Here is a 12219-nt window from a genome sequence, read left to right on the forward strand (position 1 = left end):
GCTTATGCGGTATTAGCAGTCGTTTCCAACTGTTGTCCCCCTGTACAGGGCAGGTTACCCACGCGTTACTCACCCGTCCGCCACTCAGTCTCAAGCATCTTCCTCCCGAAGGATTCTGTCGCAGGAGCTTCGTTCGACTTGCATGTGTTAGGCACGCCGCCAGCGTTCATCCTGAGCCAGGATCAAACTCTCATATTTAAGTTTTGTCCTCGCTAAGCATTTGCTTGGCTTGTCCGTTTTTACCAATTACTTGGTCTCGCTTTCGTCTTATCTTCTGATAAGCCTCTTGAAATTCTCGGATCTCTTTTTCAAGATCCTCTTTAGAAATTTCAGGGTTGTTTTACTATTTAATTATCAAGATTCTTTTTTGCTCCTCTCTTCTTTTATATAGAAGAAACTCGCTCGGATATTTTTTAATATCCTTTTTGCTTGACACATTTTGTCGTTTTTTCAAACTCTCATTTTGCGCCAACGAATGATATCTTATCACTCAGTGCTTTATTTGTCAAGACTTTTTTTCAAAAAGTTTTTTAAAAACGAAATACTGACTTTACCAAAGCGTTTCCGTTTTTTATTCCTTTTTGTTGCCATCGCTGTATCTTCTCTGCGACAGCGAAATTTATCTTATCACCCTGTTCGACAAAAGTCAACACTTTTTTTAAATTAAATTTATTTTTTCTGTTTACTATCCATTTTCAACACAAAACAGACATTTTTCAGAGGAATTAACCGTTACATATACTATCTTATTCTTAGAAACGTTTTCCAGATCATTTATTTCAGGATAGTTTAAACAATATAATATATCATTGCTTCAAACTATCCTACTTAAGAATTCATGAAAGCATTCTTTGCGAAATTTCAAGTTTTTCTACTCTCTTCCTTCTATGAATGTACAGACATAACACAAAAGAGATCACTTCAGCAAGAGGAACAGCAAGCCATACTCCGGTAGTCCCAAAAATCTGCGGCAGGATCAATAATGATACAACAATACAGATAAACGTCCGTGTAAAGGAAATGATCCCGGACGTTTTTCCGTCTGATAATGCAGTATAATAAGAAGATGAGAAAATATTATATCCACTGAATAAAAAACTGATCGCAAAAAATCCCATTGCTTCTTTTGCATAGAGATAAGTTTGTGTAGCTGCATCGACGAACAGGCCTGCTACCATATCACGCAAAAAGAAAGACGCAATCGCGATCAAAATGGATATACTGATCAAAAAAATCTTGCTGATCTTTGTTACTTTTTCTACTTCTTTTTCTTTTTGGGCTCCATATTGATAACTGATCACAGGTGCAACGCCCATTGAAAATCCCAAAAACATTGCATTAAACAAAAATTGTGCATATAACACGATCGTGATCGCCGCAACACCTTCCTGCCCTACCATTTTCATCAGGATAATATTATATAAAAATGTAACGACTGCCTCCGATACATTTGAGATCATTTCCGATACACCGTTAAACGCTGCACTTCCGATCATCCCCCAATGAATTTTAAATTTTGAAAAATACAGGCTTTTCTTCTTTTGAATAAAGAAGATCAGACCGATCACTGCCGGGATCAACTGTCCTATTCCGGTAGCAATTGCGGCACCTGTGATATCCATATGACAGACTGCCATAAAAACATAGTCAAATATTGCATTTGCAACGCCACCGGCTATTGTAACACCAAGACCAAGCCCCGGTTTCCCTGCCGTAACAAAAAACATCTGAAATAACATTTGTAACATACTGGCAGGTGCAAATAACAAAAGAGTTCTAAGATAACGTTTACAATCCGGCAAAAGCATGGCATTTGATCCCAATGCTTTTGATAATGGCTCTGTAAAGATCGTTCCGAACACCAAAAATAAAATACTGATCAGCAAACCTACTACAACGATCGAAGTAAAATCGTTTCTGGCTTCCTTTTCTTTTTGCTGACCTAGCTTTTTAGCTACGATCGCACTGCCGCCTGTTGCGAACATAATACCACAGGCATATAACACATTCACTACCGGATAGACAATATTCGCAGCCGAAAGAGCTGCGCTTCCTGCATACCTGGCAATAAAGAAACCATCTATGATCGTATATAACGACATAAAAACCATCATAATGATAGATGGTGCTGCAAAACGCAGCAATGATATTACATTAAATTTTTGTCCAATTGACTGATTCATTTTTTCCTCCCTGTATCTTTTAAATTTACTTTGATTCAACTTTATCTGTCTGTTAATACTTTTTCGTATCACTGATATGTTATCTTGTATTTCTTTTTACATATGATAAACTATAGGGTAGCACTATAGTCAACACCTTTTTTCAGAAAAACAAATACCGTCTTTTCGGGCTTTTTCTTTTCCGAAAACTCGTTACATTATATGATTTTAGTTTGCATGGAGCAAAATATTTTAATACCAGACAGGAGGTCTTATATGCCACAGACAAAATATTTATCTACCGGTGAATTTGCTAAGATTATGAATACCACAAAAGAAACTCTTTTTCATTATGAAGAAATGGGCATCTTTTATCCTGATCATGTCGGCAAAAACGGATATCGCTATTATTCAATCCATCAGACAGATTCACTCGACATGATCATGATGCTTCGTGATTTTGGTGTCCCATTAAAAGAGATCAAAAAGAGTATGGAACATGCCGATACAGCCCACCTTTTAGATCTTTATCAAAATGAAATACAATCAATGGAACAAAAGATTCAGCTTTGGAAATCAAAACTCTATTGGCTGCATTGCCAAAAAGAACAATTAGAATTTCTGACACAGGTACCGGAGGATACTGTCATTACCAACGAGCAGAAACAAAGATATTATTTTATGGAGCATTCAGTCAGCGGTTCCGATAAAGATATTGAAACAAAATATAGCATTCTTTTCGAAAAATACAATGACTTACAAACTCCTTTTGGCTATATCATGGCATTTCGCCACCCCTCCCTGGATATTCTTCAAGACCAGCTCAAACCACCTCATGATATCCTGCTCTTTTTGAACAAAAAGCCGGCAAAAAGAATAGGTTTGCATATTCTTCCTGCCGGAACATACCTTTCTGTTTATTTTTGCGGTGATAATGGCCATAGCCAAAAAGCGGGCAGATTACTGAAGGATTATGCCAACAAACATCAGCTGAAACTTGCCACTTATTTTTATGAATTTTATTATGCCAACAAAATTTCCATTACATCCGATCTTGACTATTATACCGAGCTTACCGTGCAGATTCTCTCCTAAAGCCTTTGCATTCTCGTCTGCCACAACGCATTTTGGTCCCGTTTACTCTTAATTTATATAGAAGATCATAAAAAAGTGCAAAGCCAGCGCTTTGCACTCCAAGAATTGCTAAAGCAATTCTTGCTGGTGTACCGCTACTATACGAGCATTTTCCTATTCCATAAAAAAGTGCAAAGCCAGCGCTTTGCACTTCAAGAATTGCTAAAGCAATTCTTGCTGGTGTACCGCTACTGTACGAGCAATTTCCTATTCCATAAAAAATCTCCCTAAGCAGATTGCATTTCTTTCTACTTTAGGGAGATCTTATTTTTACAACTCATTTTTCTTTTTATGACGATACAGCATAAAAAATGATTATTTTGTTCCAAAAATTCTATCGCCTGCATCGCCAAGACCAGGACAGATATATGCATCTTTGTTTAACTCACGATCCAGACATCCTACATAAAGCTGTACATCAGGATGCGTTTCATGGAAACGCTTGACACCTTCCGGTGCTGCAATGATACAAAGAAACTTAATATTCTTTCCGCCATGCTGTTTAATAAAGTCAACGGCTTCCACACCGGAACCGCCTGTTGCTAACATAGGATCGGTTACAACGATCAGACGCTCTGAGATCGGATCAGGAAGTTTACAGTAATATTCATGTGGTTCATGTGTCACTTCATCACGATATAAACCGATATGTCCGATCTTTGCAGTCGGAACTAAAGCTGTAATACCACTTACCATACCAAGTCCGGCACGTAAAATAGGTACAACCGCAAGCTTTCTTCCTGCGATCACAGGTGTCTTACAAGTTTCAATCGGTGTCTTAACTTCTACTTCCTCTGTAGGAAGATCACTTAATGCTTCATATCCCATTAACATAGCGATCTCTTCGACTAATGCACGGAACTCATTTGTTCCTGTCGTTTCATCACGTAAACGTGAAATCTTATGCTTGATCAATGGGTGATCCATAATAGTTACATTTTCCATAATAAACCTCTTTTCTTCGATATATTCCTGTCCCCAGATCATTTTTTTCAAACGCATTTTTCGATACAGCACACTGAAATCTTTTTGTAATACAGCATTTCGTATGCAGCTTCTATAAAGTATTTGAAAGAACTGTTCTTATTATAACATACTTTTTCTCTTTTTTATTGTTCTTTCTTATTTTTGCTTGGGAAAACATAATCATTTCCCGGCAGGATCGCATTTAAGACAATACCGGCAATCGCTGCGATTGCGAGTCCTGTTAAAGTAATGCTTACACCTGCAATCTCAAAAGTAAGTCCCTGGGTAAATCCAAGTGCTGACACTAAGATAACAGCAGCAATGATCAGGTTTCTTGACTTTGTCAGATCAACTTTATTCTCAACGATATTACGGATACCGATTGCCGAGATCATTCCATACAGTATAAAACTGATACCACCAATAATAGCAGATGGTAATGAACTGATGATTTCTGAAACCTTCGGAATAAAACTTAAAATGATTGCAAAGACAGCTGCTATTCTTACAACACGCGGATCATGCACTTTACTTAATTCCAGGACGCCTGTGTTCTCCCCATATGTTGTATTGGCAGGTCCACCAAACAGAGCAGAAAAAGATGTAGCAAGACCATCACCGATCAATGTACGATGTAAACCCGGTTCTTCAATATAGTTTTCACCTACTGTAGCTGAAATAGCAGAAATATCACCGATATGTTCCATCATCGTAGCTAATGCAATCGGTGCCATAACTAAAATAGCTGTCAGATCAAATTTACAAAATGCAAAAGGCGGGATGCCGATAAAGCTGGCACCGGATACACCGGAAAAGTTTAAAATTGCATCTCCCGAAGCAGATGTTACACCGGCAGCATTTAAAAGGATTGCTGCAATATAAGAGATCACAACTCCCATGAGAATCGGCAGGATCTTAAACATTCCTTTCCCCCAGATATTAAAGATAATAACAACGGCTAATGCAATAAATGCCAACGGCCAGAAAGACTGGCAGTTTGATACAGCCGAAGAAGCCAGTGTCAGACCTATACTGATAATGATCGGTCCTGTAACGATCGGAGGCAAAAAACGCATCACTTTCTGAACGCCCACTAATTTTACAATAATCGCCAAAACTATATATAATAAGCCGGCAACAACAATACCACCGCATGCATAACGGATCTTCTCACTTGCTTCCATTCCTTTATAAATTCCTGTATTCAAAGAAGCGATCGTAGAGAAACCACCCAGAAATGCAAAAGAGGATCCTAAAAATGCAGGGACTTTCCATTTTGTGCAAAAATGGAAGAATAATGTTCCTACGCCTGCAAAAAATAAGGTGACCTGAATAGACAAAACCTGTACATTGCCTGTCTTATAAAAGTCACTAAAGTAACTGTTTACCAAAATCGGCACCAGAATAGTTGCTCCAAACATCGCAAACATATGTTGTAAGCCAAGCAAAAGCATTTTAGGATAGCCAAGCTGCCTTGCGTCACGAATTGGTTCATGTTTTTCATTCATTTTTTACCTCTTTCTATGCATTTTTACCAATGCAATATGTATTTTATCTCAATAAATATACCATATATCCAATAGATTGAAAAGATAATAAATCCCCTATCATCTTACAAGAATTTACAGTTGTTTTTTTCTGTGTCAAAAGTTTCCGTGTTACTGTGTTTGTGCTATACTATCTTTCAAAGAATATTTCTAACAGAAAGGTGCTATAAAACAGTTTTTGCGTTATCTTCATACAGCAAAAGGACTGTTTTATAAAGGTATTTATCGTGTGTAAAAAATACATAAAAACAACCCTATTATTTCTTTGTTCGCTGCTTCTTTTGACCGGATGTGGCAATATAACAACGACTTCTACCACGGACCAAAAAGCCGTGTCATCACAGAGTGATACACAATCATCCGCAAAAGCCGATAATGACACAACTGATTTGAAAAGCAATACAGCACAGCCCCAAAAGAATGATTCTGATCAGACAAAAGATTCAAATCAGACCGAAAAAAGCTCTGCAGATCAGAAAAGCTCTTCTGCACAGACACAAAAAAATTCTCCGGCAAAAAAAAGCAATACCACACAGTCCAAAAAGAATTCTTTGTCTAAAAAAAGCGCCTCCAACCACGTTGCAAACAATTCTTCAACAACTAAAACATCTTCTAAACTCTTAGTACACTTCATTGATGTCGGACAGGGAGATTCTATCCTGATCACACAGGGAAAACATGCTATGTTGATCGATGCCGGTAACAATGATAAAGGTACAACCGTTCAGCTTTATCTGAAAAAACAAGGACTCACTTCTTTAGATTATGTAATAGGTACACATCCTGATGCAGACCATATTGGCGGACTCGATGTTGTGATCTATAAGTTCGACTGCAAAAAGATCCTGCTACCGGACTGCACGAGCAATACAGCCACCTACCGTGATGTGCTAAGCAGCATGAAATCCAAAAATTATACAGCCACCCATCCTGCTGCCGGTCAAAAATTCTCATTGGGAAAAGCTCAGTTTACCATTACAGGACCGGTTCAAAAATACAATTCCACAAACGATAATTCGCTTTCCCTTCGTCTAACGTTTATGCAATCCTCTTTTCTGTTCACAGGGGATGTCACCCAGAATGCAGAACCGGATCTGATCGCTAAAAATAAGACATTACAGGCTGACGTTTTAAAAATTGCTCATCATGGCAGTAAATACAGCACTACTTCTGCCTTTTTAGCTGCAGTATCGCCTAAATACGCTGTGATCAGTTGTGCCGAAGGAAACAGCTACGGCTTCCCATGTGCACGTGTTTTAAATCTTTTACGAAAGAATCACGTAAAAACCTTCCGAACTGACGAACAGGGAAGCATTGTGGCTACTTCAAACGGTCAAACGATCAGCTGGAACACATCTCCTTCCACTAGTTGGAAAGCCGGCGAAAGTACAAAACAGCATACAACTTCAAACAGACAGACAAAAAAATCGTCTTCAAACACAAATACATCTAAAAAGATAGACAAAAATGCATCTTATGTGATCAATACCAGCACAAAGAAGTTCCATCTTCCAAGCTGTTATAGTGTCAAAAAAATGTCTGTTGCAAATACACAATCGACAAAAGCTTCCCGCAGCGAACTGATCAAAGAGGGCTACTCTCCATGTAAGAATTGTAATCCATAATTGAACATTGTAATCATTTATTGCTTTTGGCTACGATAAAAAGCGTTTTATTCTCTAGTAAAATAAAATGTACTCTCGGAATCTTTTCGTAACAAATCCTTTTGGCAGATTTTTTGTTCAGAAAACTCTGAGAGTACATGAAAAAGAAATCCGATACTTTACAACAAAAAGTCTTTTTAATTTTAGATATCAAATCAAACAGGAAAGGGATTTTAATTATGAACGCATTAGATGTAAAAAAAACAGATTCTGCAATACTGTCACAGGATCAAAAAGAAATCGTTTTCGAAAATATGAGTGATGGTATTATGATGATCAATGAGGAAGGCATTATTACTTATTGTAATTCTGCCTGTGAAAAAATCTTCGGGTATCCAAAAGAATCGATCACAGAGCATAGTTTTCGCTATCTCTTTTTATCAAACCGCAAAAACCGTGCTTTCAATAAATATTTTAAAAAGATCCTGGATAAAGGGATCCTAATGCCAACAGAAACCTTAAAATACCAGACAGCACAAAACACTCAATATCTGACTTTTCATACCAGTCCGCTAAAAGCAACAGACTGTGCAGACCAAAAAGATTTTTCGGGAATGTTTTTATTGATCGAAGATGTAAGTGAACGCTACCAGTTAAAACAGCATGAACACGATTGTGCATTTATCTTTGCAGGTTTGATCATCTGTATCAGTCTCTATCTTTTTGCATGGAGTCTGATCCGTTTTACTTTGCATATTCCATTAAAAACTTCTGCATATACACTTATGATTGAGGGTATGACATTTCTTTTGTTTTTAGAAATCCTTTTCTTAACCAGTCTGTCGATGCGTGATATTGGTCTGATTCCGAAACTTTCTACGTTAAAAAGGAATTTTATCGAGACCATATTGATCGGAGTCGTTGCTTGCATCGCCCTACTTTTAACAAAGGTTGTTCTGATACTTTTAGGTCATCCTATCAAAGACTACTTTATCGGAGGCTCCCTGCATGGTGCATATATCTATCTGTTTACCGCCTTCTTTCAGGAATTTTTAGCAAGAGGCGTTATCCAGACAAGCGTAAAGTCATTAATGAAAGTCAAATATCAAAAACAAATCTCTATCTTTTTGACTTCCCTTTTATTTTCTTTGATGCATCTGCCTTTCGGTTTTGTATTTATGATGGGAGCACTCCTTTTGAGTCTTGCATTAGGTGCTATTTTTGAACGTCATGAAAATTTATGGGGTTGCGCAATCCTGCATTGGGGATGTGGCTATCTTGCAATGAGTCTGTTCTTTTAATCTTTTCTAAAGCTGTGCAATGATCTTACGTGCCACACTTTCTTCTATCGGTGTGGCATATACGCCCGGCTCAAATTCTACGATATTTCCAATACCTTTTTCCACTACAAAACGAAGTTTACCATTCTTTACTTTTTTATCGGTATATAATTTCTTTACCAGTTCCTCACGGTCAATATAAGCAGGAATGGTAACCGGAAGACCTGCTTTTTGGTATAACGATCTTACTCTTTCTACCATGTCTTTTGTCATATAACCAAGACTTTCTGCTAAAAGCGCCTGTGCAATCATGCCGATAGCAAGTGCTTCTCCATGCAATAACCGATAATCACTTACTGTTTCGATTGCTCTTCCAACCGTATGACCAAGATTTAAGATCTCACGCAAACCGCTTTCTTTCTCATCTTTTTCAACAACATGATATTTGATCTTGCAATTTTCTTTTGCAATATGTTCACATGCACCTTGTTCCACATGCATAATATCATCCATATGTTCTTCTAAGAAAGTAAACAGATCGCTGCTTGCCATACAGGCATGTTTGATCGTTTCTGCCATGCCGCTTGCAAGCTGTCTTTGCGGTAATGTTTTCCATGTTGCAATGTCCAGATAGACTTTCTGTGGCTGGTTGAAAAGTCCGATCAGGTTCGTTGCCAAAGGAGTATCTACTGCTGTTTTTCCACCGACCGATGCATCCGCAGCCGCAAGTAATGTCGTTGCATAATTGATAAAAGGAATTCCTCTTCCGAATGTTCCTGCCACAAACCCGGCTAAATCTGTTACGACACCGCCACCGACAGCAATAATACAGCAGTCTCTTCGATAACCATGGGCTAACATCGCATCTTCCACCATTTCTTTTGTTGCACGCGTCTTACTCTTCTCTCCTGCAGGAAACGAAAAGATTTCTGCCTGATAACCGGCTTTTACCATCTGCTCACAAATAGGCTGAGCATACAAGTCTCTTACAATACTGTCTGTAATAATAGCAAATTTCTGTATATTTCCTACTAATCCATCCTGAATATCCTGTACTATTTTTTTTTCCAGTGAAAACCCGGTTTCAATCTCATAACTGTCATCTACCACTTTCTTTAATTCTACTTTAAATATGCTCATAACCATCCTCTTTTCTTCCTGTCTTTTGTGCTGTAAACCATCCGGAAAACAGCTGCCGGATTCATACCGGTTTCATGTTGCTTGCTTTTCTCTGAGGCTCATTATATCGAAAAAGAATAAAAAGTACAAGATAACGTCATAATACCTGTTAATACACCAAAAAATTGTTATAATATGTTCAAAAAAATATATGTTAAAATATACCGAAAAAAAATCATTAAAATATACCGAAAAAAATTGACAATAACATCTTACTGTGCTATAGTTGTTTCTAATCCTTTCATGGAATCCATAGAGATAGCCATGCAGTGACAAACCATACAACATGGGGTTGTACTGGTTTCGACGGGCTCACTGAAGATGGAGAAGCTGTTCGTGGTCGGGAACCACGTAAAAAGCTCGAATTAAATTTAAACGCTGAAGATAATTTAGCATTAGCTGCCTAGTTGCAGCTCATCGGCCCTTGTGCCCCGCCACAAGGATCACCGGTGTCGACTAGCGGGACACTCTGTTGCCAAAGCTTTGCGGTGATGGAAAATTTATGAAGCTACTAAAGTATAGAGCCTGTTAGTGGGCGTTATACGGAGGGAATGTTAAAACACTGACTATAACAGTAGAAGTACATTGAATCTGGGTTCGGACAGGGGTTCGATTCCCCTCAGCTCCACTTTAAGAGTCTGAGATGAATTTTAAGGATCAATCCTTGAAAGATTCTAACTCCACAATATTGCTTTACAAGCTAAAACAAGGCATTATGCGTTTCGCATAATGCCTTGTCTGTTTTCTCTTCTATTTACTTTTAGTTATTCACTCTATGGTGTACCTCTGCCGTGCTTGCTGTTAATGGCATAAACGTATATCCTTTTTTCGGAAGAAAAAAGGGCACTTTAATTATTCACTCCATGATGCACCTCTGCCGTGCTTGCTGTTAATGGCATAAACGTATAACCTTTTTTCGGAAGAAAAAAGGGCACTTTAATTATTCACTCCATGGTGTACCTCTGCCGTGCTTGCTGTTAATGGCATAAACGTATAACCTTTTTTCGGAAGAAAAAAGGGCACTTTAATTATTCACTCCATGGTGTACCTCTGCCGTGCTTGCTGTTAATGGCATAAACGTATAACCTTTTTTCGGAAGAAAAAAGGGCACTTTAATTATTCACTCCATGGTGTACCTCTGCCGTGCTTGCTGTTAATGGCATAAACGTATATCCTTTTTTCTTTGCATACTTAATATATTTATCCAGTGATTTTAATGTAGGCTGGTTATTATAGAAATCATGCATCAGTACAACGCTGTCATGTCCCTTTGTTGTCTCTTTTTTCAGATTATGCATCTCCTGTGCCGGAGTTGTACCTCTGCTTGCATCGCCTGAACTTACATTCCAGTCAAAATAATGATATCCCCATCCATCCAGTTTCTTTGTCAAGCGTGTCATGATTCCCGGATTGTAACTGCTGCATGTATTAGAGCTTCCGCCCGGAAAACGTGTTAATGTACACCAAACACCAAACTTCTTAAAGAAGAGATTACGAAGCTTATCTAAATTCTGATGATATGTCTTTTCTGAACGGTAAATAATATCATATTTATGCTGGTATCCATGCATTGCAAGCGTATGTCCTTCATCCAGCACACGTTTTGTCAGATCAAAATCTTTCTTTGCCGGTTTCAGTTCAAAGAAAGTTGCTTTGACATTATTCTGTTTTAAAATTTTTAATACCTTTGGTGTTGTATAACGGTTTGGACCATCATCAAATGTCAGATATATGATATTTTTTATTTTCTTATTAACTGTCAGATTACATTGATAGACAACATTTTCTCTATTCGTTCCGGTAATCACAGCCGTTCCGACCTTCTTTGCTATTACTTTACCCTTTGCATTCACCGAAGCAATAGATGAATCGGTGGATGTCCATGACAGACCGCTATCTTTATTACTAAATTGGATATCTAAATGCTCACCTTTCATCATCGTAAAGACCGGATAAACCATTCCACGTTTCTTTACTTTGATATTACAAGTATATTGATTAGAACCATCTGTATACGTAACGGCTGCTGTTCCTGCTTTTATAGCATGAACAATACCATCTTCCGTTACGGTTACAATATTCGTATCACTACTTACATACTCCTTGAACTTTTTATCTTTATCATTTGCATTCAAAGTCTGTACTTCACTTAAAGATAATACAGCACTTGTCTGTGCTTCCGTATCCGGTACTTTTTTCTTTGTTTCTTTTGCCTGCTCTTCTTTTTTTGTCTCTTTTGTATTTTTTGATCCTGACTTTGAAGAACAGCCACTAACCGATACGATCATCAATGCCGCCAAAGAACAGATCATCGCTTTTTTCCATGTTTTCTTCCTCATTGGTACCC

Annotated in this window: 8 protein-coding genes, 1 rRNA gene and 1 other RNA gene; 4 read left to right on the forward strand and 6 right to left on the reverse strand. The window is 37.9% G+C overall.

Annotated elements, in window-relative coordinates:
- A 16S ribosomal RNA gene (locus tag H8700_RS08110) occupies nucleotides 1-198 on the reverse strand; the annotation flags it as partial.
- A 638-nt stretch (nucleotides 199-836) separates the two neighbouring features.
- Nucleotides 837-2183 carry an MATE family efflux transporter gene (locus H8700_RS08115; RefSeq protein WP_022141681.1) on the reverse strand — a complete coding sequence of 449 codons (1347 nt, stop codon included), beginning with the start codon at nucleotides 2181-2183 and terminating at the stop codon, nucleotides 837-839.
- 255 nt (nucleotides 2184-2438) lie between these two features.
- Between H8700_RS08115 and H8700_RS08120 the strand changes: the two genes are divergently transcribed.
- Entirely contained in the window at nucleotides 2439-3257 is an 819-nt protein-coding gene (locus H8700_RS08120) for a MerR family transcriptional regulator (RefSeq protein WP_249304968.1), read from the forward strand.
- A gap of 354 nt (nucleotides 3258-3611) precedes the next feature.
- Here the strand turns inward: H8700_RS08120 and upp are convergent, their stop codons facing one another.
- The gene (gene upp / locus H8700_RS08125) at nucleotides 3612-4241 is read right to left on the reverse strand and encodes a uracil phosphoribosyltransferase (protein WP_022141683.1); all 630 of its coding nucleotides are present in this window, start codon (nucleotides 4239-4241) and stop codon (nucleotides 3612-3614) included.
- A 164-nt stretch (nucleotides 4242-4405) separates the two neighbouring features.
- On the reverse strand, nucleotides 4406-5770 hold the full coding sequence (locus tag H8700_RS08130) for a uracil-xanthine permease family protein (protein ID WP_249304970.1): 1365 nt from the start codon (nucleotides 5768-5770) through the stop codon (nucleotides 4406-4408).
- 266 nt (nucleotides 5771-6036) lie between these two features.
- Between H8700_RS08130 and H8700_RS08135 the strand changes: the two genes are divergently transcribed.
- Both H8700_RS08135 and H8700_RS08140 read left to right on the forward strand, forming a co-directional pair.
- Nucleotides 6037-7434 carry a ComEC/Rec2 family competence protein gene (locus H8700_RS08135; protein WP_249304972.1) on the forward strand — a complete coding sequence of 466 codons (1398 nt, stop codon included), beginning with the start codon at nucleotides 6037-6039 and terminating at the stop codon, nucleotides 7432-7434.
- A gap of 218 nt (nucleotides 7435-7652) precedes the next feature.
- Nucleotides 7653-8714 (forward strand): CPBP family glutamic-type intramembrane protease, encoded by a 1062-nt coding sequence (locus H8700_RS08140; protein ID WP_249304975.1) that lies wholly within the window; start codon nucleotides 7653-7655, stop codon nucleotides 8712-8714.
- 6 nt (nucleotides 8715-8720) lie between these two features.
- Here H8700_RS08140 and aroB read toward each other — a convergent pair whose 3' ends face one another.
- Nucleotides 8721-9833 carry a 3-dehydroquinate synthase gene (gene aroB, locus H8700_RS08145; protein ID WP_022141686.1) on the reverse strand — a complete coding sequence of 371 codons (1113 nt, stop codon included), beginning with the start codon at nucleotides 9831-9833 and terminating at the stop codon, nucleotides 8721-8723.
- A gap of 327 nt (nucleotides 9834-10160) precedes the next feature.
- Between aroB and ssrA the strand changes: the two genes are divergently transcribed.
- Nucleotides 10161-10503, forward strand: a transfer-messenger RNA (tmRNA) gene (gene ssrA, locus H8700_RS08150).
- 481 nt (nucleotides 10504-10984) lie between these two features.
- On the opposite strand, the gene H8700_RS08155 is transcribed toward ssrA, so the two are convergent.
- On the reverse strand, nucleotides 10985-12211 hold the full coding sequence (locus H8700_RS08155; protein WP_249304977.1) for a polysaccharide deacetylase family protein: 1227 nt from the start codon (nucleotides 12209-12211) through the stop codon (nucleotides 10985-10987).
- Nucleotides 12212-12219 lie beyond the last annotated feature (8 nt).

Origin of the sequence: Jutongia hominis (assembly GCF_014384965.1) — a bacterium.
Lineage (GTDB): Bacteria > Bacillota > Clostridia > Lachnospirales > Lachnospiraceae > Butyribacter > Butyribacter hominis.

Bases quoted from the DNA above. Each gene is read 5' to 3' on its own strand.
- H8700_RS08140 (WP_249304975.1), top strand. From the start codon at position 7,653: ATGAACGCATTAGATGTAAAAAAAACAGATTCTGCAATACTGTCACAG.
- aroB (WP_022141686.1), bottom strand. From the start codon at position 9,833: ATGAGCATATTTAAAGTAGAATTAAAGAAAGTGGTAGATGACAGTTAT.
- H8700_RS08115 (WP_022141681.1), bottom strand. From the start codon at position 2,183: ATGAATCAGTCAATTGGACAAAAATTTAATGTAATATCATTGCTGCGT.
- H8700_RS08120 (WP_249304968.1), top strand. From the start codon at position 2,439: ATGCCACAGACAAAATATTTATCTACCGGTGAATTTGCTAAGATTATG.
- H8700_RS08130 (WP_249304970.1), bottom strand. From the start codon at position 5,770: ATGAATGAAAAACATGAACCAATTCGTGACGCAAGGCAGCTTGGCTAT.
- H8700_RS08155 (WP_249304977.1), bottom strand. From the start codon at position 12,211: ATGAGGAAGAAAACATGGAAAAAAGCGATGATCTGTTCTTTGGCGGCA.
- upp (WP_022141683.1), bottom strand. From the start codon at position 4,241: ATGGAAAATGTAACTATTATGGATCACCCATTGATCAAGCATAAGATT.